Source organism: Janthinobacterium sp. 17J80-10, from assembly GCF_004114795.1.
GTDB lineage: Bacteria > Pseudomonadota > Gammaproteobacteria > Burkholderiales > Burkholderiaceae_D > Paucimonas.
The window spans coordinates 1,991,493-2,014,608 of record NZ_CP035311.1; the positions used below are offsets into that span (position 1 = coordinate 1,991,493).

Consider the following 23,116-nt stretch of genomic DNA (forward strand, 5'->3'; position numbering starts at 1 on the left):
GGTACATTTTCCCCTATAAGCTAAATAAAATTAAATCGGGGTACCGACCTTGCTAGTCATTATTGGATATGTGGTTGTCATTCTGTCGGTCTTCGGCGGTTTTATGCTGGCAGGCGGTCACCTGGCAGCCTTGTTTCAGCCGATCGAATTGCTGATGATTGGCGGGGCCGCGGTAGGCTCCTTTGTCGTCGGTAACAACGGCAAGGCCATCAAGGCCACCCTGGCTGCCTTGCCTGGTTTGTTCAAGGGTTCGCGCTATACCAAGGCGCTCTACATGGAATTGATGACCCTGTTGTTCGAGATCCTGAGCAAGGTCCGCAAGGAGGGGTTGATGTCCATCGAAGGCGATATCGAGGCGCCGGAAGAAAGCCCGATTTTCAGCAAGTATCCGGGGGTCCTGGCGGATCACCATATCGTCGAGTTTTTGACGGATTACCTGCGCTTGATGGTGTCCGGGAATATGGATGCCTTCCAGATTGAAAACCTCATGGATAACGAGATCGAAACGCACCACGCTGAAGGCGAGGTGCCGGCCCATTGCATTACCAAGCTTGGCGACTCCTTGCCGGCGCTGGGCATCGTTGCCTGCGTGATGGGCGTGGTGCACACCATGGAGTCGGTCGGCTTGCCGCCCGCTGAACTGGGCATCCTGATTGCCCGTGCGCTGGTCGGCACCTTCCTTGGCATCCTGCTTGCGTACGGTTTCGTGGGGCCATTGGGAAACCTGCTTGAACAAAAGCTGCATGAATCGACCAAGATGTTCCAGTGCGTGAAAGTGACCTTGCTGGCCAGCCTGAACGGCTATGCGCCGGCACTGGCGGTGGAGTTCGGCCGCAAGGTGCTGTTCTCCACGGAGCGGCCGTCCTTCAGCGAACTGGAAGAGCACATCAAGTCTTCCAAGTCGAAATAACAAGAACCATGAGGCAGAAGCGGCGGAGTCGATATGTCGGATGAATCAGCGCGACCAATCGTCATCAAGCGGATCAAGAAATCCGCCGGCCATCATGGCGGCGCATGGAAGATTGCCTACGCCGACTTTGTGACCGCCATGATGGCGTTCTTTCTGCTGATGTGGCTGCTTGGCTCGACCTCCAAGGGCGACTTGCAAGGTATTGCCGAATACTTCCAGACGCCCTTGCGGGTGGCGATGGGCGGCGGCTCAGGTGCTGGCGACAGCTCGCATGTGATTCAGGGCGGCGGCAAGGATCTGACTCGCAAGGATGGCCAGGTGAAGGCAAAGGATGTGCCCGGCGAAAAGAAGACTTACAACATCAAGAGCGCGACCGAACTCCTGGAAAAGGTGGAGGGCGAGCGCCTCAAGGCCTTGAAGCAGAAAATCGAAGAAGTTATCGCCAACAGCCCGATACTGCGGCAATACAAGAACCAGCTGCTGCTGGATATCACCTCGGAAGGCTTGCGCATACAGATCGTCGATGAAAAAAACCGCCCGATGTTTGCGCTGGCGAAGGCGGACCTGCAACCCTATACGAAGGAAATCCTCCACGAAATCGGCGTTGCATTGAACGAGGTGCCAAACAAGGTCAGCTTGTCGGGCCATACCGATGCCACACCTTATTCTCATGGCGAAAAAGGGTACAGCAACTGGGAATTGTCGGCAGACCGCGCCAACGCGTCGCGTCGCGAGTTAATTTCAGGCGGCATGGATGAGGCAAAGGTCTTGCGCGTGGTTGGTTTGTCATCGGTGCTCCTGTTCGACAAGGAAAATCCGACCAATCCGAGTAACCGCCGTATCAGCATCATTGTCATGAACAAGAAGGCGGAACTCGCGGCATTGCAGGATCTGGGCGCCATGCCGGTGCCGAACGGCGAAGCAGCGGCAAGCCCGGAACGGAAAGAAGCGGAAGAAGCGCAGTAATCAGGGGCATAAAGGCGGGGACCCGCCTGTACTTTTGAAGGTGCTGGTGATAAGGTATTTTTCATGACAAGAAAAAAATTACTTGCGCCTCAGGTGAAAGGCCTGCTGGAGGTGGTGGCCGATCATGGCAACCAGAACCTGACCGAGGTGGAGACCGACCTGCTGCAGACGACTTTCCTGCTGGGCGAGGCGATCGAGAAGCTGTCGTCCAGTTTCATGGCGATCCATGAAACCGTGCGGGCCCAGCAGGATCTGGTGGACGCGCTGCTTTCAAATGGCGTGCCGCCGTCTGGCAGCGCGGAAAAGCTGAAGGACTTGCAGGGAGAGATCGGCAGGCATGTGAATGCCGCTGTCACCGGCTTGCAGTTTCAGGATATGACGACGCAGCTGATCGGCCGCACGGTGCGGCGCGTGACCGGCTTGCGTGAGGTGCTCGATGTTCTGGAGGGCGGCAGCGCCGCCATCCTGGCAGACGCGTCGGCAGAGAATATTGCCGAGGTGCTGCATAACCTCAACGCCGTGGTTGAAAGCCAGGCCAAAAAGCTGGAAAGTCTTTTGTGGAAACCTGTGCATCAGACTCACATGGAAAGCGGCGACATCGAATTGTTTTGAACGCAGAAATATAGACAGGTGTAAGCGGGCGAAAAGCCCGTAAACGACAATAGCGGGAGTAAAGATGGCAAAAACGATACTTGCAGTGGACGATTCGGGATCGCTGAGGCAGATGGTGGTATTCAGCCTGAAGGCAGCCGGCTACAAGGTGACCGAAGCCGTTGACGGGCAAGATGGCCTTGAAAAGGCCAAGGCCGAGGTATTTGACCTGGTGCTGACTGACCAGAACATGCCGCGCATGGACGGACTGACCCTGATCCGTTCGCTGCGCACGCTGCCGGCCTACCAGTCCGTGCCGATCCTGATGCTGACCACCGAAGCCAGCGATGAAATGAAACAGAAGGGCCGGGCCGCCGGCGCCAATGGCTGGCTGGTCAAACCATTCGATCCACAGCGCCTGACCGAGGTGGTCAAGAAAGTCATTGGCTGAGTGATTTGGCAGGAATGATGGCGCAAAGCCTGCGGGGATGGTGCTAGTGAAAAATGGAGTCCGATAATGACTGTTGACATGAGCCAGTTCTACCAGGTGTTCTTCGAAGAGACCGAAGAGCTCCTGGCAGAAATGGAAAGGCTGCTCCTGGCCATCGACGTCGCACAGCCCGATTCGGAAGATCTGAATGCGATTTTCCGCGCCGCACATTCGATCAAGGGTGGCGCCAGTACGTTTGGCATCACCGACCTCACCGAAGTCACGCATGTCCTCGAAACGCTGCTCGACCGCATTCGCAAGGGCGAGATGGCACTCACCGGCGAGCATGTCGACGCTTTCCTTGCAGCCAAGGATGTCCTCAAGATGCAGCTCGATGGCCATCGGCACGGCGCTGCGGTGGACCGTGGCCAGGTAGATGAAATCCGCGCCTCGCTTCAGCGCATGGCGCAGCAGGGCGACGGCGGCAATGCTGCCAGGGCGCAGCCTCCAAAGTCAGGTGCTCACCGCGCCGCAGCGGCGGTTCCAACAGGAATACAGCGTTACCGCATCGAATTGCCGGCGCTGGAAGAGCGCGATGTCAAGGCGCTGGCGGGCGAAATCGGATTGCTCGGGGCGATCACCGAGTCGCGCCTGCCTGACGGCCGCGGCGTATTCGTGCTGGATACCGAAGACAGCGTCGACAATATTGTCGCGATCTGTTCGTTCATCATGGACGCGTCGGACCTGAAAATCACTGCCGAAGCAGCCGCCGGTGCGGGCGATGATCCGGGCTACGGATTTTTCGATCCGCTGCCAGGGCGCTCTGCCAGTACTGAAGATACGCAGGGTTACGGCTTTTTTGAGCCATTGCAGTCTGCCGTGCAGCAAAACGCCATCGAGAATGCGCAGGGCTATGGCTTCTTCGAGCCCATGCAATCGGCGGCAGCGCAAAATGCAATGGAAAATGCCCAGGGCTACGGTTTTTTTGCGCCATTCGTGCCAAACGGTATTGCCGCGCCTGGCAATGTGGAAGGGGTAAATGCCTTAGCATCAAGCACGGACGATACTGCGGCAGCGGCAGAGCCGGCTAATGCCGCTCCGGCGCGCAAGCCGCCACCGAAGCGCGATGCGGACAAGCCGGTTGCCGGCCATGTCGAGGCATCGACCTCGATTCGCGTCGGCATTGAAAAGGTCGACCAGTTGATCAACCTCGTTGGCGAGCTCGTGATCACGCAGGCCATGATCGAGCAACGCGTCGGCTCGCTCGACCCGATGCTGCACGAGCGCCTTCTCAACAGTGTCAGCCAGCTGACGCGTAATACACGCGATCTGCAGGAGGCGGTCATGTCAATCCGCATGATGCCGATGGATTACGTCTTTTCGCGATTTCCGCGCATGGTGCGCGACCTGGCCGGCAAGCTTGGCAAGAAGGTTGAATTTGTCACGCATGGCGCCGCAACCGAGCTGGACAAGGGCTTGATCGAACGCATTGTCGACCCGCTGACCCACCTGGTCAGAAACAGCATCGACCACGGCATTGAAATGCCCGATGTGCGCACAGCCGCCGGAAAGAACGAGACCGGGAGGCTGTCGCTGTCGGCGGCGCACCAGGGCGGCAACATCATCATCGAGGTCTCGGACGACGGCGGTGGGTTGAGCCGCGAGAGGATCCTCGACAAGGCGCGCCAGCAGGGCTTGCCTGTGGTGGACACCATGCCTGACACGGACGTCTGGCAGCTTATTTTTGCGCCGGGATTTTCAACGGCGGAGGTCGTGACCGATGTCTCCGGCCGCGGCGTGGGCATGGATGTCGTCAAACGCAACATCGAGTCCATGGGCGGCGTGGTGGAAATCCGCTCGTTGCGCGGCTTCGGCACGACCATCTCGATCTCGTTGCCGCTGACGCTGGCGATCCTGGATGGCATGTCGATCAAGGTTGGCCCGGAAATCTATATCCTGCCGCTGGCCTACGTTATCGAATCGCTGCAGCCACGTGTCGAGGATATCAAGGAAATCAGCGGCAGCGGTCGCGTGATCAAGGTGCGCGGCGAGTATCTGCAGCTGATCCCGCTGCACCAGATGTTCGGCATCGATTCCGCATGCACCGAGCCATCCGACGGCATCGTCGTCATACTGGAGTCCGACGGCAGGAAGGCGGCGCTGTTCGTCGATGAACTGGTCGGGCAGCAGCAGGTCGTGGTGAAAAATCTCGAATCGAATTATCGCAAGGTGGCCGGAATCTCCGGCGCGACCATTCTCGGCGACGGCGGCGTCTCCCTGATCGTCGACGTCGCCGCGCTGTTGCGCTCAAGCCGCCAACTGAATGACGAATCAATCTATACCGAATAAGGACAAGGCCATGCAGACACCAGACCATAACAAGGGATTTTCAAGCGGTGAAAAGGCCGCAGCGGAAATCGCCGGCAATGAATTTCTCGCCTTTACATTAGGCAAGGAAGAATATGGCATCGATATCCTCAAGGTGCAGGAAATCCGCGGATACGAGACGGTCACCCGCATCGCCAATGCGCCGGAATTCGTCAAGGGTGTGATCAACTTGCGCGGCATTATCGTGCCGATCGTGGATATGCGCATCAAGTTCAACCTGGGCGAGCCGACCTATGACCAGTTCACCGTGGTCATCATACTGAACATCGCCGGGCGCATCGTCGGCATGGTGGTGGACAGCGTTTCGGACGTGATTACCCTGAATGCCGGCCAGATCAAACCGGCGCCGGAAATGGGCACGGCATTCAATACGGACTATCTGATCGGCCTGGGCACGCTGGAAGAGCGCATGCTGATCCTGATCGATATCGACAAGCTGATGTCGAGTGCCGAAATGGGCCTGATCGACAAGATTGCCGCATAAAGTGTCATTGGCGGCGGCTTTCTGCCGCGCGTTTTGCACACCCTCAAGTAGCCCGGAGTAAGCACATGTTCAAGAATATATCCATACGTTCGCGCCTGATCTTTGTCATCGCATTTCTGTCGGTATCCCTGATCGGCGGCGGCATCGTTGGCCTGGGCAGCCTGCACCATTTCAATAACTCGCTCACCTCGATGTATCAGGATCGCCTGGTGCCCCTGGCGCAGCTGGACCTGATTGTGCGGGCGGTCGATCGCAACCGCCTGGCGCTGACCGAGGCTGTCAATGGCAGTCCGGAACTCGTTACCACGCGCCTGGCTGAAGTCGACAAGCGCATCGGCGAAATCACTGCCAGCTGGAGTGCCTACATTGCCAAGGTCAAGAATCCGGAAGAGCGTCGTCTGGCCGATCTCTTTGCCGAGTCGCGCGGCAAGTTCGTTCAGGAAGGTCTGAAGCCGGCGATTGCCGCATTGAGCAGCCAAAACCGGGCGCTGGCCATGGAAATCATGCAGGGGCCGCTGAGCCAGCATTACCAGCCGCTGGAGCAGAATGTCGACGCCCTCATCAAGCATAATCGCGACACAGCGGAAAGCGAGTTTGCCAGCGGCCAGGAGCTGTATGTGCTGGTGCGTAACGCTTCGCTGGTTTCGCTGGCTGGCGGCTTGCTGATCGGCCTGTTCATGGCTTACTGGCTGGTCGCTTCGATCTCGCGGCCGCTGGAAGAGGCGGTGCTGGTTGCCAAGAGCGTCGCCGACGGCGACCTGACACAATCTTTCGATACCGATGCCCGCGACGAGACCGGCCAGTTGCTGGTGGCATTGCGCGACATGAATGACAGCCTGGCGCACACGGTGGGCCAGGTCTTGACGGCGATCGAAACCATCGGCGTGGGCTCGCGCCAGATTGCCTCCGGCAATGCCGACCTGTCCGCGCGTACCGAATCGCAAGCCAGTTCGCTGGAAGAAACCGCGTCCTCGATGGAAGAGCTGACCACGACGGTCAAGCAAAATGCCGACAATGCCCGCCAGGCCAACCTGCTGGTGGTGTCGGCGTCGGATTATGCGGTCAAGGGTGGCCAGGTGGTGGGGCAGGTCGTGGAAACGATGGGCTCGATCAAGGAAAGCTCGCGCAAGATCGTCGATATCATCGGGGTGATCGACAGCATTGCCTTCCAGACGAATATCCTGGCGCTGAATGCCGCGGTGGAAGCGGCGCGCGCCGGCGAGCAGGGCCGCGGCTTTGCCGTGGTGGCGGCGGAAGTGCGCAGCCTGGCACAGCGTTCGGCAGGCGCCGCCAAGGAAATCAAGTCCCTGATCGGCGATTCGGTCGAACGCGTCGATGTCGGCGCAAGGCTGGTCGACGACGCCGGCAAGACCATGGATGAGATCGTTTCTTCAGTCAAGCACGTGGCCGACATCATGGCCGAAATCACGGCTGCCAGCCAGGAGCAAAGCAGCGGCATCGAAGAAGTCAACCGCGCCATCGCGCAAATGGATGAAATGACCCAGCAAAACGCCGCGCTGGTGGAGCAGGCTGCCGCAGCCGCGCAGAGCATGCAGGACCAGGCGGCTGCGCTGGCCAAGGCAGTGGCGATCTTCAAGCTGAAGCAGGGCAAGATGCACGGGCGCGCACGGGCGTTGCCGCCGGCGTCCCCGAGCACATCTGCCGCGCCGCGACCGGCCGCGCAATTGCCGGCAGCCAGGCCGGCAACGCGCGAGGTCGCCCCGAGGCCGGCGCAGCCTGCACCCAGAATCGCCAAGCCTGTCAATTCCGGCAATGGCGACGATTGGGAGGAGTTTTGATGTGCCCTGACGGAGTGACAAGCAAGCGATGAGCATGGCAATGTCAAAGAGTTCGTCCGGCATCCTGCTGACTGCAGCTGGCAGGCCGGAAGGCGTCAAGGAATTTGAATTCACTGCACGTGACTTCGAGCGCGTGCGCACGATGATTTACCGCAAGGCAGGAATCGCGCTGGCCGACAGCAAGCAGGAAATGGTTTACAGCCGCCTTGCACGGCGCCTGCGCGCCACCGGCGTGGGCACGTTTGCAGCGTATCTTGATGACCTTGACCGCCAGGCGGACAGCGCCGAGTGGGAGGCGTTCACCAATGCCCTGACCACCAACCTGACGTCGTTCTTCCGCGAAGCGCACCATTTTCCGCTCCTTGCCGAGCACGTCGCCGGCCGCAAGGAGCCCGTGACCATCTGGTGTTCGGCAGCTTCCACGGGGGAGGAGCCGTATTCGATCGCGATGACCCTGTGCGAGGCATTCGGCAGCATGACCCCGCCGGCGCGGGTGATTGCCACCGATATCGATACCAATGTGCTCGCGACCGGCGAGAAGGGCGTGTACGGCGTCGACCGCATCGAACGCATGGCGCCGGAGCGGGTCAAGCGTTTCTTTTTGAAGGGCAAGGGTGCCCAGGCCGGCATGGTGCGGGTGCGCGACGAATTGCGCGCGATGGTGACGTTCCAGCGCCTGAACCTGCTGGCGGATCACTGGCCGATTTCGGGACCTTTCGATGCGATTTTCTGTCGGAATGTCATGATTTATTTCGACAAGCCGACCCAGGGCAAGATACTGTCGCGGTTTGCGCCGCTGATGAAGCCTGACGCATTGCTGTTTGCCGGACACTCGGAAAACTTCCTCTACGTTTCCGACATGTTCAAGCTGCGTGGCAAGACCGTCTACGAGCTGTCCGACAAGAACACCGCTGCCAGCTCGCCGCTGGTGCGCAAAGCATGAGAAGCGAGAGATGAGTAGCGCAAGTGTCGAACAGTTGGCCAAGAATATCTATTACGATCGCACCTTCGATTGCGACGCGGCGAAGATTTTGCCAGGAGAGTATTTCGTCACGCCCAAGGACATGATGATTGTCACGGTGCTGGGTTCCTGCGTCGCCGCCTGTATTCGCGACCGCGTCACGGGTATCGGCGGGATGAATCATTTCATGCTGCCCGATAGCAGTACCGATGTTGACAGTCCGGTGTCAGCTTCCATGCGTTATGGCACCTATGCAATGGAAGTGTTGATCAATGAGTTGCTCAAGGCGGGTGCGCGGCGCGAAAATCTGGAGGCCAAAGTGTTTGGCGGCGGTAATGTCCTGCGCGGTTTCGTGGCGATCAACGTGGGCGAACGCAACGCCCAGTTTGTCCGTAATTATCTGAAAGCCGAAAGCATTCGTATCGTCGCCGAAGATTTGAATGATATACACCCGCGCAAGGTCTATTTTTTCCCGCGCAGCGGCAAGGTGCTTGTCAAGAAGCTCAAGCAACTCAACAACAATACCCTGGTCAATCGCGAACAGGACTACGCTCATCGTCTGCAATCCAAGCCGGTGGCTGGCGATATCGAACTGTTCTCTTGATACGGAGCAGCTGGGCACATGGTTCGGAGAATTAAGGCATGAAAACGAAAGTGTTGATTGTGGATGACTCGGCGCTGATTCGCAGCGTCATGAAGGAGATCATCAACAGCCAGCCCGACATGGAGGTGGTAGGGGCCGCGCCAGATCCGCTGGTGGCGCGTGAATTGATCAAGCAGACCAATCCGGACGTGCTGACGCTGGACGTGGAAATGCCGAAGATGGATGGCCTGGATTTTCTCGAAAAACTGATGCGGCTGCGTCCGATGCCGGTGGTCATGGTGTCGTCGCTGACCGAGCGCGGGTCGGAAATCACCATGCGTGCGCTGGAGCTTGGCGCAGTTGATTTTGTCACCAAGCCCAAGATCTCCATCCAGCATGGCATGCTGGAATATACGGAGTTGATTACCGAGAAGATCCGCACGGCCTCGCGCGCTCGCGTCAAGGCGGCGCCACCGCGTACTGCCACCAGCGGCATTCACGCTGCGGAAGGCTTGCCGCTGTTGCGCAATCCGCTTACCAGTAGTGAAAAGTTGATTATTATCGGCGCCTCCACCGGCGGTACCGAAGCGATCAAGGACTTTCTGATTCAAATGCCATCCGATTGTCCGGGTATCCTGATTACGCAGCATATGCCCGAAGGCTTTACGCGCTCGTTCGCCAAGCGGCTTGATTCGCTTTGCCGGATTGCCGTTTCGGAAGCGGCGGGAGATGAGCGTATCCTGCCGGGGCATGCCTATATTGCGCCGGGCCATTCGCATTTGCTGCTGGCGCGCAGCGGCGCCAACTATGTCACAAAACTCGACCAGGGGCCGCCGGTCAACCGGCACCGCCCATCGGTCGATGTGCTGTTCAGGTCTGCAGCCATTTGCGCCGGCAAGAATGCGGTGGGCGTGATCATGACGGGCATGGGTAAGGACGGTGCCCAGGGCATGCTGGAAATGAAGCATGCCGGGGCATTCAATTTTGCCCAGGACGAAGCCAGTTGCGTGGTGTTCGGCATGCCGCGCGAAGCCATTGCCATTGGTGCCGCCGACGAAGTCGGTCCGCTGAATGAATTGCCGGCGCGCGTGCTGCACTACCTGGCGAGCCAGGGCAGCCGTGCGCTGCGCGTGTAATAGGCAATCCGGCAATGGTTGATAATGCAATTAATATGCGGAATTTGTTGGGTATTAGTAATATTACTCATATTACCCATCAGCAATATGACTACTTCGGTGCATAATGGTGCCATGATCCTTTGGCTTGCTTTTTTAAAGAATTGATGGAGTAAACATGGTTAATCCGAATACCAAATTTCTGGTAGTTGACGATTTTTCGACGATGCGACGGATCGTGCGAAACCTGTTGAAGGAGTTGGGCTATACCAACGTCGATGAAGCCGAGGACGGTTCCATGGCTCTGACCAAGCTGCGCAGCGAGCAGTTTGATTTCGTCATTTCTGACTGGAACATGCCGATCATGGATGGCCTGACCATGCTGCAGAACATCCGCGCCGATGCCGCGCTGTCGAAGTTGCCAGTGCTGATGGTGACTGCCGAAGCCAAGAAGGAAAACATCATTGCCGCAGCCCAGGCTGGCGCCAATGGCTATGTGGTCAAGCCGTTTACCGCGGCGACCCTGGATGAAAAACTTTCCAAGATTTTCGAGAAAATGGACAAGGCCGGTGGCTGATTGCGCGTTGTTTTTTATTGATTCGATTGCCAGGTCCTTCCAATGCATGACGTGAATTTTCTGGTGCGCGAGCCATTGCTCGATCCAAAGCAGCGCATCCTCGGCTATGAGCTGAGCTGGGAAGCTCCTGCGGGCGAGCGCATCGAGGCGGCCGTGGACCTGGTGCGCTTTGCTGCCGAATCCCTGCATGACGGTGAAGGTAACTGGTTGCTGGGTGATGGTTTGCTCTTTCTGCAGGCAACGCCTGCTCTGCTGACAGAACCTGCCTTGCTTGCCTTGCCGCCGCAAAAAACGGTATTGAGCATGCTCTCGCACGACCTGGCAAATACCGAAACTGCCGCGGCGGTAAAGGAATTGCGCAGCGCCGGCTACAGTTTTTCGCTGCGCGATGCGGAGTCGCTGATACACGACAAGAACCTGCTCTTGCTGGTATCACACGTTGAAATCCGCTTCGGCGAGGCGGAATTCGCCTCCCAGGCAAGAATCTATGCCGGTCTGAAGCAATCGACCATCCGCATGGTCGGTCGCGGTATCAGCAACTGGAAGGAGTTTGACTCCTGCGCTTCGCTGGGGGTCGATGCCTTCGTCGGCAACCTGTATTGCACCGAACGCCCCGGCGTCCAGTCCACCGGACTGAACCCGGTGCAGAGCATGATCCTGCAACTCATGGACATGGTGCGCAAGAACACCGATGTGCGCCAGCTGGAAGCCGTCCTCAAGCGTGACGCCGCACTGTCCTACAAGCTGCTGACTTACATTAATTCCGCCGGATTTGGCCTGGGGACCGAGATCCAGTCATTGCGTCATGCGGTGACCATGCTGGGTTATTCGCCGTTGTATCGCTGGCTGTCGGTATTGCTGGCGACCGCAGGTACCAGCGCGCAGTCGCCGGTGCTGATGCAGACGGCCGTGGTGCGCGGGCGGTTTGTCGAACTGCTGGGCACGGGGCTGTTGCCGCGGAACGAAGCGGAAAATCTCTTCGTCGCTGGCATGTTCTCCCTGCTGGACCGCCTGGTCGGCATGCCGATGGAGCAGGTGCTGGAAAACATTCCCTTGTCGGAGCAGGTGACCGAGGCGCTGCTGCGCCGCCAGGGCATCTACGGGCCTTTCCTCACGCTGGCCGAGGCTTGCGAGCAGGGCAACCACACGGCGATCGGGCCCTTGGCGGATTCGCTTTTCGTCAGCGCCGAGCAGGTCAACCAGGCGCACATGGCTGCATTGACCTGGGCCAAGAGCCTGAAGCTGTAGGCGTCCCCATCCGGCGTCGCAGTCGGCAGGCAAATACAGGGGGTTTTCACCCCCTGTTTCATTGATGGTATCCCCTCCCTCTAAGCAATAATCTTGTCCAATGGCTGGTCAGTGCGTCATGTCGACCGCGCGGCACAGTCAGCAGGGGGATAGCGGCCATGGCCGACGACAGCGATCTCGAAAGAACCGAACCAGCCTCACCGCGGCGCCTGGAGCAGGCGCGCGAAGAGGGGGACGTTCCGCGTTCGCGCGAGCTGGCGACCTGTACCGTGCTGATGGCTGCCGGTGTCGGCCTCTGGGCGCTGGGCGACCATATGATGCGGCCGCTGCGGCGCTTGCTGGTTGCCGGCCTGTCTTTCGAGCGCGCCCAGGCTTTCGACCCGGAATTGCTGCTGGCGGCTCTGGCCGCCAAGCTGGGCGATGTCCTGCTCGCGTTCGCGCCGCTGGCTGGCCTGCTGATCCTGGTGGCGTTGGGATCGCCCCTGCTGATCGGCGGCTGGCTGTTTTCCACCAAGTCGCTGCAGCCGAATTTCGCCAAGCTCAATCCAATGACGGGCATTGGCAACATGTTCTCCGCCAACTCCGCCGTAGAACTGTTGAAGGCGATCGCCAAGACCCTGCTGGTTGGCGTGGTGGCCTGGAAGGTGGCTGCAAGCCAGATGGATGCAGTGATGGGCCTCGGCGTTGAATCGATCACCCAGGGCACGGCCCACCTCGGACATATTCTGATTGTCAGCTTCATTTCCATTGTTGGCGCGCTGGTGTTGATTGCCTTGATCGATGCGCCTTATCAGATGATTCATTACGCCAACAAGCTGAAAATGACGCGCGAGGAATTGCGCCAGGAAGCCAAGGAATCCGACGGTAACCCGGAAATCAAGGCCAAGATCCGCCAGCAGCAGCGCGAGATGGCGCGTCGCCGCATGATGAGCGAAATCCCCAGCGCTGACGTGGTGGTGACCAACCCGACGCACTATGCGGTGGCGCTGAAGTACACCGACGGCAAGATGCGCGCGCCGCAAGTCGTCGCCAAGGGTGCTGACGAAGTCGCTGCGAAAATCCGTGAAATCGCCCGGGAAAACAATGTGCCGCTGCTGGAAGCGCCGCCACTGGCGCGTGCCCTGTTCCGTCATGCCGAACTGGGCGACGAGATCCCGGAAGCCCTGTATACCGCTGTCGCCGAGGTACTGGCATATGTGTTCCAGTTGCGCGTCTACCGCCAGCAGGGCGGTTCCCGCCCCAGTGCGCCGACTGCTGTCGATGTGCCGCCAGAACTTGATCCGCTGAATCCCCTCAGCATGCCAGCGCAAGCCCCCAATAATGGAGTGATGCAATGAATAGCCTGAAGCTACCCATCTGGCTGTCCGGCCCGAATTCCAAGGCGCTGGCAGCGCCGATCCTGATCATCATGATGCTGGCGATGATGGTGCTGCCATTGCCCGCATTCGTGCTTGACATGTTTTTCAGCTTCAACCTGGCGCTGTCGATCATCATCCTGCTGACTTCCCTGTACACCATCAAGCCGCTCGATTTCATGGCGTTCCCGGCGGTGCTGCTGGTGTCGACCATGCTGCGGCTGTCGTTGAACGTGGCTTCCACACGTATCGTCCTGAGCGAGGGGCATACCGGCCCGGATGCTGCCGGCAAGGTGATCGAAGCTTTTGGCCATTTCCTGATCGGTGGTAACTACACGGTCGGTATCGTGGTCTTCGTCATCCTGACCATCATCAACTTCGTGGTGGTGACCAAGGGTGCCGGCCGTATCGCCGAGGTGGGTGCGCGTTTCGCCCTGGATGCGATGCCCGGCAAGCAGATGGCCATCGATGCCGACCTCAACGCCGGCCTGATCGGCGAAGCCGAGGCGCGCAGCCGTCGCCAGCAGGTATCGCAGGAAGCCGAATTTTACGGTTCGATGGACGGTGCCAGCAAATACGTCAAGGGCGATGCGATCGCCGGCATTATCGTTACGCTCGTCAACGTCGTCGGCGGCCTGATCGTCGGCGTCATCCAGCATGACATGGCCTTTGGCGATGCCCTGGAAAACTACACGCTGCTGGCAATCGGCGATGGCCTGGTCGCGCAGATCCCTTCGCTGGTGATTTCGGTGGCCGCCGGTATCATCGTCTCGCGCGTGGCCAGCGACGAGGACATCGGCACCCAGTTGATCAGCCAGCTTTTCGCCAAGCCGCAGGTCATGTACATCACGGCGGCGATTGTCGGCGGCATGGGCATCATCCCAGGCATGCCGCACCTGCCGTTCATTTTCCTGGCCTCGCTTCTGGCGGGCGGCGCCTATATGGTGTCGCAGCGCAAGCAACAGGCAGCGCAGGAAGCTCCGGAAGCGCCCGAAGCTGCCGCTGCCGCTGCAGCAGCAGTGGCGCAACCGGAAGGCGAGGAAGCGTCCTGGCAGGATATCGTGCCGGTCGATACGCTCGGCCTGGAAGTCGGCTATCGCCTGATTCCCTTGGTGGACAAAGGGCAGGGGGGGGAGCTGCTGCGCCGCATCAAGGGCATCCGCAAAAAATTCGCCCAGGAAGTCGGGTTCCTGTCACCGCCGGTGCACATCCGCGACAATCTCGAACTGAAGCCGTCGGCCTACCGGATCACCCTGAAGGGCGTGGAAGTGGGCAGCGGCGAGGCAAATGCCGGGCAGTTCTTGGCGATCAATCCGGGCATGGTGAGCGGCACCTTGCCGGGCGCCGCCACCACCGATCCGGCGTTCGGCCTGCCTGCAGTCTGGATCGATGCCGGCATGCGCGACCAGGCGCAATCCATGGGGTACACGGTTGTCGACGCTGGCACGGTGGTCGCTACCCATCTGAATCACCTGATTACGACCCACGCGGCCGAGTTGCTGGGCCGTCAGGAGGTGCAGCAACTGCTGGACCATCTCGGCAAGGATTCGCCGAAGCTGGTGGAAGACCTGGTGCCCAAGCTGCTGCCGATTTCGACCTTGCAGAAAGTGCTGCAGAACCTGTTGATCGAAGGCGTGCATATCCGCGACATGCGCACCATCATCGAGATCCTGGCGGAGTTCGCGCCGCAGTCGCAGGACCCGAACGAACTGACTGCGCAGGTGCGCATCGCGCTGGGTCGCGCCATTGTGCAGCAAATCTTTGCGGCGTCGAATGAGCTGGCCGTCATGACCCTGGATAACCGTCTCGAACGTCTGCTGATGCAGGCGTTGCAGACCAGCGGCCCGGACGGCGCCGGCATTGAGCCAGGCCTTGCCGACACGCTGGCAATGCAGACCGCGAACGCTGCGCGTCAGCAGGAGCAGATGGGGCTGACCCCGGTGCTGCTGGTGCCGGGGCCGCTGCGTCCGCTGCTGGCGCGCTTCCTGCGCCGGGCGATTCCGCAGTTGAAAGTGCTCTCGCATGCTGAAGTGCCGGAAACCAAAACGATCAAGGTCACCAGCCTGGTTGGCAATGTCGCCTGATAAGGAGGGGGAATACCCGGCTATTCCTTCGATCGGTACACTTCCTTCCGATCAATAATTCTACCAACACATATTGCAAAGTCCGGCAGTCCATTCGCAGTGCGGCACGAACGTGGCAGTCCTGCGAATCAGGTTCCGGATTTTGTAATCAGCACCATTGAAGTCATCTGCCTAGTTGGAGGCCAAGCATGAACGTAAGAAAATTCACCGCTACCACATCACGTGAGGCATTGCGCAAGGTGCGCGATGCACTCGGCGCGGACGCCGTGATCCTCTCCAACCGCAGCGTCGACGGCATGACTGAAATCCTGGCATTGGCGCCGGAAGACATGTCTGCGCTGGCCGAGCCAGTGGCTGATCTGCCTGCGGCAGCGCCGGCGCCAACTCCGGCAATTTCACAATCGACCCTGGCCGCGCTGGCGCCGCGCCACCTGGCAGAGAACAACCAGGCCGCGCGCCTGGCAGAATCTCTCAGCGCGGCGCGCGAGATGAATGTGGCAGCTGAACAGTCGGCCAGCAGTGAAATGGCCAAGATGATGGCCGAGATCCGCGCCATGCGCGGCATGCTCGAGTCGCAGCTGGCCGAGATTTCCTTCGGCAGCCAGCAGCAACGCGAACCGGCGAAATCGGCGGTGTTGCGTGAAATGCTGGCAGCGGGATTCTCCGCCAGCCTGGGCCGCTTCCTGACGGAGAAAATGCCCTCGGGCGCAACCGTGGATTCGGGCATGAGCTGGATCCGTATGATCCTGGCGCGCAATCTTGCCGCGCTCGACAATGAAAACGATATTCTCGACCAGGGCGGGGTCTTCGCCCTGGTAGGGCCGACCGGCGTCGGCAAGACCACTACGACGGCGAAACTGGCTGCGCGCTGCGTCATGCGCCATGGCGCCGGAAAGCTGGCGTTGATCACCACCGATGGCTACCGTATCGGCGGCTACGAGCAATTGCGCATCTACGGCAAGATCCTCGGCGTGATGGTGCATTCGGTCAAGGATGAAACCGATCTGAAGATTGCCCTGGCCGAACTGAGGAGCAAGCACATGGTCCTGATTGACACCGTTGGCATGAGCCAGCGCGACCAGATGGTGGCGGAGCAGATCGCCATGTTGTCGGGGACCGATACCCACGTCAAGCGCCTGTTGTGCATGTCTGCGACTTCGACCGGGGAAACGCTCAATGAAGTGGTGCGGGCGTACCAGGGCGGCGGCCTGTCCGGCTGCATCATGACCAAGCTGGACGAGGCGGCGACGGTGGGCGGCGTGCTGGATGTGGCGATTCGCCAGAAACTGAAACTGTATTATGTGGCCAATGGCCAGCGTGTGCCGGAAGACCTGCATGTGGCCAACAAGGATTACCTGGTCGATCGCGCCTTCAAGCTCAAGCGCGAAACTGCGCCGTTCCAATACCAGGATTCCGAGTTGCCGCTGGTGGTCGCCAATGCGGCGCGAGGCATGAATGACGCCAGCCTGCGCGAGGTGTCCCTTGGCTAATTTTCATAACGATCAGGCCGAAGGCCTGCGCCGCATGCTGGCCGGTCCCCGGCCACGGGTGTTTACCTTCCTGTCGGCGTTGCCAGACGAGGAAAAAAATGCGATGCTGACGAACCTTGGCGCCTCCCTTGTGCGTTCCGGCAGCGATGTGCTGATGCTGGATGCGCGCGCTGCTGCCGGCGGCATCGCCGCGCAACTGGATGCGCCGCGCCGGGCGAGCCTTCTGGATGTGGCCCGCCAGGAAGGCAGGATGAGCGAACTGGTCCAGAGCATGCCGCAGGGTTTTGGCGTGGCCAGGCTGGCGCATGCAACCGTGCAGGCACGATCGCAGTTGGAGGCCGCCGTCCAGGATGATTTGTTGATGCGCCGCCTGGGACAGGCGTTTGGTACGCTGGCCAGGGAGCACGACATCGTTGTGGTCGATGGCGAGCTTGGCGTCGATGACGGATTCGCGCTGCCGGCGCTGGCGGGTGGCGAGATCGTGGTGCAGGTGTCGAACAGTGCGGCATCCATCAAGGCAGCCTATTCGATGATCAAGCGCCTGACTTCGGCGCTCGGTCGCCGGCCCATCAGCGTCGTGGTGAGCGGCGTCGATGAACGGCAGGCAGGCGTGGTGCATGACAATATCGCCCAGGTGGCCAGCCGTTATCTGGCGACCCGGGTCGAATTGCTGGGGTCGGTGCCGGCGGACGAACATGTTGGCCGCGCGGCCCGCCTCGGGCGCAGTGTTGTCGAGGCGTTTCCGCTGGCCGGCGCGTCCCTGGCGTTTCGCAAGCTGGCGGGGCGCTGCTCGATGGCGGACCTGGCGCCGGCGGCCGGCATGCGGATGGCGGGTTAAATAAGGATAATGAAATATCGATGTATACCGCGCATGGAAAATCTGACAAGAATCACCTGCTGCAGGAACATGCGCCGCTGGTGAAGCGGCTTGCGCACCAGATGAAGGCCAAGCTGCCGCATAGCGTCGAGGTCGATGACCTCGTGCAGGCCGGCATGATCGGCCTGCTGGACGCAGTCAATCGCTATGAGGACAACCACGGCGCCCAGTTCGAGACGTACGCGGTGCAGCGCATACGCGGCGCCATGCTGGATGAATTGCGCAGCAGCGACTGGCTGCCGCGCAGCATTCGTCAGAACATGCGCAAGATCGAGGATGCCATGCACAAGCTGCAGCAGCGCCTCGGCCGTCCGCCGCTGGAAACAGAAGTAGCCAAGCAGCTCAAGATGTCGCTGGATGAATATCAGGATCTGCTGAGCGACAGTGGCGGCCACCAGCTGGTGTATTACGAGGATTTTCACGAGAGCGAAGACAACGACCATTTCCTCGACCGTTATTGCACGGACCAGTCCGAGGATCCGCTGCAGAGCCTGATGAATACCGGATTCCGCGATGCCGTCATTGATGCCATCGGCGCCTTGCCGGAGCGGGAAAAGATACTCATGGGCCTGTACTACGAGCAGGAAATGAACCTCAAGGAGATCGGCGCGGTGATGAATGTATCGGAATCGCGCGTGTCACAGCTGCATAGCCAGGCGATCGGGCGCCTGCGTACCTTTTTGCGGGAGCAGGCGTGGACTGGGCTAGCGTAGCCGGCATCGCGCTTGCGCTGGGCGGCCTTCTGGCCGGCCAGTTGCTGGAGGGCGGCCACCTGAGCTCGCTGCTGCAGCCGGCCGCTTTCATCATCGTCGGCGTTGGCACGGTGGGCGCCGTGCTGCTGCAAAGCGGCATGCCGGATTTCCTGCGCGGCGTACGCATGGCCAGAACGGTTTTCGTCGCGCAGCCCGATGCCGGCGCCGCACTTGAGCAACAGGTCATCACATGGAGTTCGCAGGCGCGGCGCGAAGGATTGCTGAGCCTGGAGCGCTATCTCAATGGCATCAGGGACCCGTTCAGGGCCAAGGGGTTGCGCATGCTCGTCGACGGGATCGATCCGTTCAAGCTCAAGGAAATCCTGGAAGCCGACGTCGACAGTTATGAACGCGCCGAACGGCGGGCCATCAAGGTCTGGGACGCTGCCGGGGGCTACGCTCCGACAGTCGGCATCATCGGCGCCGTGCTCGGGCTGATCCATGTCATGGAAAACCTTGCCGACCCCGCACAGCTCGGCAGCGGCATCGCAGTGGCATTCGTTGCCACGATTTATGGCGTGGGGCTGGCCAATCTCGTATTCCTGCCGATCGCCAACAAGCTTAAATCCCTGCTGGCGCAGGAGGTTGCGCAACGCGAGATGCTGATCGGCGCATTTTTCGGCATCGCCCTGGGCGACAACCCGCGCATCATCCAGGAGCGCATGAGCGCCCACCGGCGCTAGCGCTGGGCGAGCAGGCAAGGATACCACGGCATGGCGCGAAAAAAACAAGAGGAAGAACACGAAAATCACGAGCGCTGGCTGGTTTCCTACGCCGATTTCATCACGCTGCTGTTTGCTTTCTTCGTCGTGATGTACGCCATTTCTTCGGTCAACGAAGGAAAATACCGGGTATTGTCCAATTCGCTCGGCTCTGCCTTCGGTACCGGAGCAGCGGTTTCCGTCACCCAGGTTGCGCCGGAGCGGCAACAAGCTTTCCCGTTGGCGCGCCAGGCCCGGCCGGACCGCCAGCAGATCGAAGCCCTGCGCCAGAAACGCACGGCGATGACTGATATGGCGCGCAAGATCCAGGTGTCGCTGGCACCGCTGGTGCAACGCGGCATTGTGCGTGTGACCCAGACCAGCCGCGGCGTCAAGGTCGAAATCAATGCAAGCATCCTGTTTGCGCCAGGCGATGCCAGGTTGAGTACGACATCGGGCGAAGCCCTGACTGTCATCGCGGAAATCGTCAAGGATGACAGTCATGCCTTGCAGGTCGAGGGGCATACGGATAACGTGCCCATCAGTAATGCCTTATTTGCCTCCAACTGGGAATTGTCGAGCGCACGGGCCAGCAGCGTGGTACGCCTGTTTGCAGATAATGGGGTTGGCCAGCATCGCCTTACCGCGGTCGGCCATGCCGACAATGTACCGGTCGGCACGAACGCGACACCTGAAGGACGCTTGCGCAACAGGCGGGTGGAAGTTCTGATCCTGGCAGACTTGCCGGAAAAAGAGACCGAGGTGCCGATAACACCGGCTAATCCATAAAAGGGCATCACCACGTCATGGAAAACCGGCTCGATTTCAAGTTGCGGGTATTGCGAGGCGACGAAATCGCCCTGGGTCCGGGCAAGGTGGCGTTGCTGGAAGCCATTGCGGCATGTGGCTCCATCAGTGGTGCTGCACGCGCCATGGGTATGTCCTATCGCCGAGCCTGGTTGCTTGTCGATACGATGAACCGGAGTTTTTCAGAGCCCCTGGTGATTACGTCCCCTGGGGGGAGCAAGGGCGGCGGCGCTTCGGTGACGCAAACCGGCGAGTCCGTCATGGCGATTTACCGTGCCATGCAACGAAGATCAGAGGCGGCAATTCAGGACGATGCGCAGGCTATCCTAAAATTGCTGCACCCTCTCTGAGATTCATGACAGAAAAATAATGTAAATCGATCCATGGACGTGATTCGCTATATCTGGCAGTATATAGCGAATCAATTAACTTCTGACAAGGCGATGATACCGAATCTCATTGTACTGGCGGTCACGCTGCTTGCCGTGTCTGCTCAAGCTGGCGAAGTACAGGTTGCTGTCGCAGCCAACTTTACCGCGCCCATGCAAAAGATCGCCGCGCAGTTTGAGAAAGATACGGGTCATAAGGCAGTGCTGGCGTATGGCGCTACGGGCAAGTTTTACGCGCAAATAAGGAATGGCGCGCCGTTTGATGTCTTGCTGGCGGCAGACGACGAAACCCCGGCAAAGCTGGAAAAAGAAGGCGCCGCGGTGCCCGGCAGCCGCTTTACCTATGCCATCGGCAGGCTGGTGTTATGGAGCGCGAAGCCGGAACTGGTCGATGGCAAGGGCGACGTGCTGAAGAAAGGTGATTTCACCCATCTGTCGATCGCCAATCCCAAGATCGCCCCCTACGGCGCCGCCGCGGTCGAAATATTGAAGGCGCTCGGCTTGCTCGATGCCGTGCAGCCGAAATTTGTCCTGGGCGAGAGCATAGTCCAGGCTTACCAGTTTGTTTCCACCGGCAATGCGCCGCTCGGTTTTGTGGCCATGTCCCAGGTCTATGAAGACGGCAAGCTGAAATCCGGTTCGGCGTGGCTTGTGCCGCCCAATCTGCATAGCCCGATCCGGCAAGATGCCGTCATTCTTGAAAAAGGCAAGGGCAAGCCTGCGGCGGAGGCATTGATGCGCTTTCTGAAAAGCGATCAGGCAAGACAGATCATCCGTCCCTACGGCTACGACTTTTAAGCAAGATGCCTAGGCCGGAAGATTGGGGCGCGATTCTGCTGACGCTTAAGTTGGCAACGGTCGTCATGCTGCTTTTGCTGTTGCTTGGCACTCCCATTGCCTGGTGGCTGGCGCGCACCCGCTCGCGCTGGAAAGGCGTCATCGGCGCAATCGTGGCGCTGCCACTGGTATTGCCACCCACCGTGCTCGGCTTCTATTTGCTGGTAACAATGGGGCCGAATGGTCCGATCGGAAACCTGACACAGTCGCTCGGCATCGGTTTGCTGCCATTTAGCTTTCCCGGCCTGGTGATCGCATCAGTCTTCTACTCTTTACCGTTTGCCGTTCAGCCTTTGCAAAATGCCTTTGAGGCGATCGGCAATCGCCCGCTGGAAGTCGCCGCTTCGCTGCGCGCCAGCCCGCTCGATGCGTTTTTTACCGTGGCATTGCCGCTGGCAAAACCTGGCATCATCAGCGCGGCGATATTGAGTTTTGCCCATACCGTAGGCGAATTCGGCGTGGTGCTCATGATCGGTGGGAACATACCGGACAAGACACGGGTCGTTTCGGTACAAATTTACGATCATGTGGAGGCGCTGGAATACACGCAGGCGCACTGGCTGTCTGGTGGCATGCTGGTATTCAGCTTCCTGGTGCTGCTGGCGCTTTACACTTTCAACCCCTCCCGTAAATTGCAATGAGTACGCACGGCATCCACGCTGGCTTCACTATCCGCCGTGACGGCTTTTTCTTGCAGGCGGAACTGGCATTGCCCTCGCGGGGCGTCACGGCAATCGTAGGGCCGTCCGGATGCGGCAAGACCACGTTGCTTCGGGCTATCGCGGGGCTGGAACGGCATGCCGGTTATTTAAGCGTTAATGGCGAAACCTGGCAGGATGATGAAAATGGCATATTCGTGCCGATACATCTTCGCGGCGTCGGCTTCGTCTTTCAGGAAGCGAGCCTGTTGCCGCATCTGACGGTACGGCGCAATCTTGAGTTCGGCTGGAAGCGGACAGCGCCGCCGCTTCGCAAGCTCGAACAGGAACAGATGCTTTCCTTGCTTGGCATTGCACACTTGCTTGACCGGCATCCGGCGGGGCTCTCTGGCGGTGAGCGCCAGCGCGTCGCGATTGCGCGAACCTTGCTGACCAGTCCGAGCCTGTTGCTGATGGACGAGCCCATGGCCTCCCTTGACATGATGCGCAGGCACGAAGTCTTGCCCTATCTCGAGCGCATCCATGATGAACTGGCGATCCCCGTCATTTATGTCAGCCACGCGCCAGACGAAGTTGCACGCCTGGCTGACCACATCGTCGTGCTGGATTGCGGCAGGGTGGCGGCCAGCGGGCCGATTGCCGAAATCACGGCGCGGCTGGATTTGCCCATGGCGTTTGAAGACGATGCGGGTGTCGTCGTTACCGGGGTTGTCGAGTCTTATGATGAACAATATCAGCTGGCGTGCGTGCGCATTGCGGACGGCCTTATTCGGGTGGCACACCGCAGACTGCCTTTGGGCGCGTCGCTAAGGGTGCGCATACTGGCGCGTGATGTCGTGCTTAACCTGGGTCCCCATCAAGACACGTCGGCACTCAATCAGTTGCCGGCGGACGTAGTCGCGGAAATGCCGGCCAAGACGCAGATGCATGCGATTATCCGACTGGACGCCGCCGGGATACCATTGCTCGCCCGGATTACGCGGTTGTCCCGTGATTGCCTGCATATTGCAGCAGGTAAAAAAGTATGGGTACAGTTCAAGGCGACGGCGCTTCTAACGCCAAGTTGATTTGGGAATATTTCCCGTGATGCGCCCGTTCGCCGTTTGAAACCGG

General features: G+C 59.7%; 23 protein-coding genes. All 23 read left to right on the forward strand.

Features of this window, described 5'->3' with window-relative positions; translation table 11 throughout:
• Window positions 1-49: 49 nt before the first annotated feature.
• The 23 genes from motA to modC all read left to right on the forward strand — a co-directional run bounded on the left by motA (window position 50) and on the right by modC (window position 23,070).
• Entirely contained in the window at window positions 50-910 is an 861-nt protein-coding gene (gene motA / locus EKL02_RS09080; RefSeq protein WP_128901742.1) for a flagellar motor stator protein MotA, read from the forward strand.
• Window positions 911-943: 33 nt separating this feature from the next.
• A complete protein-coding gene (gene motB / locus EKL02_RS09085) occupies window positions 944-1,876 on the forward strand; it encodes a flagellar motor protein MotB (RefSeq protein WP_128901743.1) in 933 nt (310 codons plus the stop codon).
• Window positions 1,877-1,939: 63 nt separating this feature from the next.
• Window positions 1,940-2,488: a chemotaxis protein gene (locus EKL02_RS09090; protein WP_128901744.1), complete on the forward strand. Its 549-nt coding sequence runs from the start codon at window positions 1,940-1,942 to the stop codon at window positions 2,486-2,488.
• Window positions 2,489-2,552: 64 nt separating this feature from the next.
• The gene (locus EKL02_RS09095) at window positions 2,553-2,918 is read left to right on the forward strand and encodes a response regulator (protein ID WP_128901745.1); all 366 of its coding nucleotides are present in this window, start codon (window positions 2,553-2,555) and stop codon (window positions 2,916-2,918) included.
• A gap of 66 nt (window positions 2,919-2,984) precedes the next feature.
• Window positions 2,985-5,246: a chemotaxis protein CheA gene (gene cheA / locus EKL02_RS09100; RefSeq protein ID WP_128901746.1), complete on the forward strand. Its 2,262-nt coding sequence runs from the start codon at window positions 2,985-2,987 to the stop codon at window positions 5,244-5,246.
• Between the two features lie 10 nt (window positions 5,247-5,256).
• Window positions 5,257-5,769, forward strand: a complete 513-nt coding sequence (locus EKL02_RS09105; RefSeq protein ID WP_241687846.1) for a chemotaxis protein CheW — start codon at window positions 5,257-5,259, stop codon at window positions 5,767-5,769.
• 65 nt (window positions 5,770-5,834) lie between these two features.
• Window positions 5,835-7,568 carry a methyl-accepting chemotaxis protein gene (locus EKL02_RS18665; RefSeq protein ID WP_128901747.1) on the forward strand — a complete coding sequence of 578 codons (1,734 nt, stop codon included), beginning with the start codon at window positions 5,835-5,837 and terminating at the stop codon, window positions 7,566-7,568.
• Between the two features lie 40 nt (window positions 7,569-7,608).
• Window positions 7,609-8,511: a CheR family methyltransferase gene (locus tag EKL02_RS09115; protein ID WP_128901748.1), complete on the forward strand. Its 903-nt coding sequence runs from the start codon at window positions 7,609-7,611 to the stop codon at window positions 8,509-8,511.
• Between the two features lie 10 nt (window positions 8,512-8,521).
• Window positions 8,522-9,133 (forward strand): chemoreceptor glutamine deamidase CheD, encoded by a 612-nt coding sequence (gene cheD, locus EKL02_RS09120; RefSeq protein WP_128901749.1) that lies wholly within the window; start codon window positions 8,522-8,524, stop codon window positions 9,131-9,133.
• Window positions 9,134-9,171: 38 nt separating this feature from the next.
• Window positions 9,172-10,248, forward strand: a complete 1,077-nt coding sequence (locus tag EKL02_RS09125) for a chemotaxis response regulator protein-glutamate methylesterase (RefSeq protein WP_128901750.1) — start codon at window positions 9,172-9,174, stop codon at window positions 10,246-10,248.
• 157 nt (window positions 10,249-10,405) lie between these two features.
• A complete protein-coding gene (cheY, locus tag EKL02_RS09130) occupies window positions 10,406-10,804 on the forward strand; it encodes a chemotaxis response regulator CheY (protein ID WP_128901751.1) in 399 nt (132 codons plus the stop codon).
• A 42-nt stretch (window positions 10,805-10,846) separates the two neighbouring features.
• Window positions 10,847-12,052 carry an HDOD domain-containing protein gene (locus tag EKL02_RS09135; protein ID WP_128901752.1) on the forward strand — a complete coding sequence of 402 codons (1,206 nt, stop codon included), beginning with the start codon at window positions 10,847-10,849 and terminating at the stop codon, window positions 12,050-12,052.
• Window positions 12,053-12,210: 158 nt separating this feature from the next.
• On the forward strand, window positions 12,211-13,389 hold the full coding sequence (flhB, locus tag EKL02_RS09140; RefSeq protein WP_128901753.1) for a flagellar biosynthesis protein FlhB: 1,179 nt from the start codon (window positions 12,211-12,213) through the stop codon (window positions 13,387-13,389).
• Window positions 13,386-15,491 (forward strand): flagellar biosynthesis protein FlhA, encoded by a 2,106-nt coding sequence (flhA, locus tag EKL02_RS09145; protein ID WP_128901754.1) that lies wholly within the window; start codon window positions 13,386-13,388, stop codon window positions 15,489-15,491. Before flhB ends, flhA begins: the two co-directional genes overlap by 4 nt.
• Window positions 15,492-15,679: 188 nt before the next feature.
• Complete coding sequence (flhF, locus tag EKL02_RS09150; protein ID WP_128901755.1) at window positions 15,680-16,981, forward strand: flagellar biosynthesis protein FlhF; 1,302 nt, start codon at window positions 15,680-15,682, stop codon at window positions 16,979-16,981.
• A complete protein-coding gene (locus EKL02_RS09155) occupies window positions 16,974-17,819 on the forward strand; it encodes an antiactivator of flagellar biosynthesis FleN protein (protein ID WP_128901756.1) in 846 nt (281 codons plus the stop codon). The genes flhF and EKL02_RS09155 overlap by 8 nt, the downstream gene beginning before the upstream one ends.
• A gap of 20 nt (window positions 17,820-17,839) precedes the next feature.
• Entirely contained in the window at window positions 17,840-18,571 is a 732-nt protein-coding gene (locus EKL02_RS09160; RefSeq protein WP_128901757.1) for an RNA polymerase sigma factor FliA, read from the forward strand.
• On the forward strand, window positions 18,553-19,293 hold the full coding sequence (locus EKL02_RS09165) for a flagellar motor protein (protein WP_128901758.1): 741 nt from the start codon (window positions 18,553-18,555) through the stop codon (window positions 19,291-19,293). The genes EKL02_RS09160 and EKL02_RS09165 overlap by 19 nt, the downstream gene beginning before the upstream one ends.
• A gap of 30 nt (window positions 19,294-19,323) precedes the next feature.
• Window positions 19,324-20,100 (forward strand): flagellar motor protein MotD, encoded by a 777-nt coding sequence (motD, locus tag EKL02_RS09170; protein WP_128901759.1) that lies wholly within the window; start codon window positions 19,324-19,326, stop codon window positions 20,098-20,100.
• A gap of 17 nt (window positions 20,101-20,117) precedes the next feature.
• Window positions 20,118-20,468 carry a winged helix-turn-helix domain-containing protein gene (locus EKL02_RS09175; protein WP_128901760.1) on the forward strand — a complete coding sequence of 117 codons (351 nt, stop codon included), beginning with the start codon at window positions 20,118-20,120 and terminating at the stop codon, window positions 20,466-20,468.
• Between the two features lie 93 nt (window positions 20,469-20,561).
• Window positions 20,562-21,305, forward strand: coding sequence for a molybdate ABC transporter substrate-binding protein (gene modA, locus EKL02_RS09180; protein ID WP_128901761.1), 744 nt, complete (start codon window positions 20,562-20,564; stop codon window positions 21,303-21,305).
• A 5-nt stretch (window positions 21,306-21,310) separates the two neighbouring features.
• A complete protein-coding gene (modB, locus tag EKL02_RS09185) occupies window positions 21,311-21,985 on the forward strand; it encodes a molybdate ABC transporter permease subunit (protein WP_128901762.1) in 675 nt (224 codons plus the stop codon).
• Complete coding sequence (modC, locus tag EKL02_RS09190) at window positions 21,982-23,070, forward strand: molybdenum ABC transporter ATP-binding protein (protein WP_128901763.1); 1,089 nt, start codon at window positions 21,982-21,984, stop codon at window positions 23,068-23,070. The genes modB and modC overlap by 4 nt, the downstream gene beginning before the upstream one ends.
• The last annotated feature ends 46 nt before the right edge of the window (window positions 23,071-23,116 follow it).

What these genes read in the sequence shown, in the direction of transcription:
- motB (WP_128901743.1), top strand. Translation starts at nt 944, where the DNA reads ATGTCGGATGAATCAGCGCGACCAATCGTCATCAAGCGGATCAAGAAA.
- EKL02_RS09090 (WP_128901744.1), top strand. Translation starts at nt 1,940, where the DNA reads ATGACAAGAAAAAAATTACTTGCGCCTCAGGTGAAAGGCCTGCTGGAG.
- EKL02_RS09095 (WP_128901745.1), top strand. Translation starts at nt 2,553, where the DNA reads ATGGCAAAAACGATACTTGCAGTGGACGATTCGGGATCGCTGAGGCAG.
- cheA (WP_128901746.1), top strand. Translation starts at nt 2,985, where the DNA reads ATGACTGTTGACATGAGCCAGTTCTACCAGGTGTTCTTCGAAGAGACC.
- EKL02_RS09105 (WP_241687846.1), top strand. Translation starts at nt 5,257, where the DNA reads ATGCAGACACCAGACCATAACAAGGGATTTTCAAGCGGTGAAAAGGCC.
- EKL02_RS18665 (WP_128901747.1), top strand. Translation starts at nt 5,835, where the DNA reads ATGTTCAAGAATATATCCATACGTTCGCGCCTGATCTTTGTCATCGCA.
- EKL02_RS09115 (WP_128901748.1), top strand. Translation starts at nt 7,609, where the DNA reads ATGTCAAAGAGTTCGTCCGGCATCCTGCTGACTGCAGCTGGCAGGCCG.
- cheD (WP_128901749.1), top strand. Translation starts at nt 8,522, where the DNA reads ATGAGTAGCGCAAGTGTCGAACAGTTGGCCAAGAATATCTATTACGAT.
- EKL02_RS09125 (WP_128901750.1), top strand. Translation starts at nt 9,172, where the DNA reads ATGAAAACGAAAGTGTTGATTGTGGATGACTCGGCGCTGATTCGCAGC.
- cheY (WP_128901751.1), top strand. Translation starts at nt 10,406, where the DNA reads ATGGTTAATCCGAATACCAAATTTCTGGTAGTTGACGATTTTTCGACG.
- EKL02_RS09135 (WP_128901752.1), top strand. Translation starts at nt 10,847, where the DNA reads ATGCATGACGTGAATTTTCTGGTGCGCGAGCCATTGCTCGATCCAAAG.
- flhB (WP_128901753.1), top strand. Translation starts at nt 12,211, where the DNA reads ATGGCCGACGACAGCGATCTCGAAAGAACCGAACCAGCCTCACCGCGG.
- flhA (WP_128901754.1), top strand. Translation starts at nt 13,386, where the DNA reads ATGAATAGCCTGAAGCTACCCATCTGGCTGTCCGGCCCGAATTCCAAG.
- flhF (WP_128901755.1), top strand. Translation starts at nt 15,680, where the DNA reads ATGAACGTAAGAAAATTCACCGCTACCACATCACGTGAGGCATTGCGC.
- EKL02_RS09160 (WP_128901757.1), top strand. Translation starts at nt 17,840, where the DNA reads ATGTATACCGCGCATGGAAAATCTGACAAGAATCACCTGCTGCAGGAA.
- motD (WP_128901759.1), top strand. Translation starts at nt 19,324, where the DNA reads ATGGCGCGAAAAAAACAAGAGGAAGAACACGAAAATCACGAGCGCTGG.
- EKL02_RS09175 (WP_128901760.1), top strand. Translation starts at nt 20,118, where the DNA reads ATGGAAAACCGGCTCGATTTCAAGTTGCGGGTATTGCGAGGCGACGAA.
- modA (WP_128901761.1), top strand. Translation starts at nt 20,562, where the DNA reads ATGATACCGAATCTCATTGTACTGGCGGTCACGCTGCTTGCCGTGTCT.
- modB (WP_128901762.1), top strand. Translation starts at nt 21,311, where the DNA reads ATGCCTAGGCCGGAAGATTGGGGCGCGATTCTGCTGACGCTTAAGTTG.
- modC (WP_128901763.1), top strand. Translation starts at nt 21,982, where the DNA reads ATGAGTACGCACGGCATCCACGCTGGCTTCACTATCCGCCGTGACGGC.